Source organism: Pseudomonas agronomica (genome assembly GCF_025917275.1).
Taxonomy (GTDB): Bacteria; Pseudomonadota; Gammaproteobacteria; order Pseudomonadales; family Pseudomonadaceae; genus Aquipseudomonas; species Aquipseudomonas agronomica.
The window spans coordinates 1-727 of record NZ_JAOSHO010000962.1 but is presented as its reverse complement, the minus strand read 5'-3'; the positions used below and the strand labels follow the sequence as shown (position 1 = coordinate 727).

Here is a 727-nt window from a genome sequence, read left to right as displayed (position 1 = left end):
GCAAGCTCCCTCGCCACGGGGGCCGGTGCGTCCTACAGGGTCGATTTTGGCCTCGGGAATCTGCTCTATAGTTCGGTGGGTCTGCTGGCTTTGGTCGGTGGGCAGGGGTTTCGCAGCCCTGGTGGGTTAGAATCACGACCGTCAGAAATCGATGTAGGCCTATCCCGCCTACGTCGGCTTTTCATGGCGGCTGTGTGTGGGAGATCTTCGGGTCTGCCGGGTTTCTCTAACTCCTCGGTCTGCGAACCCGCACATGGCTGCCACCCAATTTGTTTCGCAGCGAACGGTGGCAAATATCTATTTGAGTTAGAGGTTTGTCATGAAAGCCGAACAATTGCCCACTCGCTTCACTCCGCTCACCCCGATCGCCACCACCCAGCCCGTCCTGTTCATCGATAAAACCGTCCCACTGACCGAGCTCCACGCCTGCGCCAGCGAACGCTTGCATGCCACGCTCGACTACCTGACGCTCATGGCCTGCGCCACCTTGCGCGACTCGGCTGCTGGCGATTTCAATACTCTCACCAATGTCGCCCGGATCCTGGTCCAAGACGTCACCGACGTGTTCGGTGTCATTGAGCAACGCGGCCTCGAAGACCAATAAAGCCCTCCCGGTGGGAGATGATCCCCTGTGGGAGCGAGCTTGCTCGCGATAGCGCTGGGTCAGTGATAGGGATGTCGGCTGACACAGCGCTATCAGGATCTGTGTGTATATCCGTTTTTTTGT

General features: G+C 58.3%; 1 protein-coding gene. It reads left to right on the top strand.

Annotation, left to right across the window (positions count from 1 at the left end; genetic code table 11):
- The first annotated feature begins 319 nt into the window (after positions 1-319).
- Positions 320-604, top strand: a complete 285-nt coding sequence (locus tag OC610_RS28385) for a fructose-bisphosphate aldolase (RefSeq protein WP_264433038.1) — start codon at positions 320-322, stop codon at positions 602-604.
- Positions 605-727 lie beyond the last annotated feature (123 nt).

Bases quoted from the DNA above. Each gene is read 5' to 3' on its own strand.
- OC610_RS28385 (WP_264433038.1), top strand. From the start codon at position 320: ATGAAAGCCGAACAATTGCCCACTCGCTTCACTCCGCTCACCCCGATC.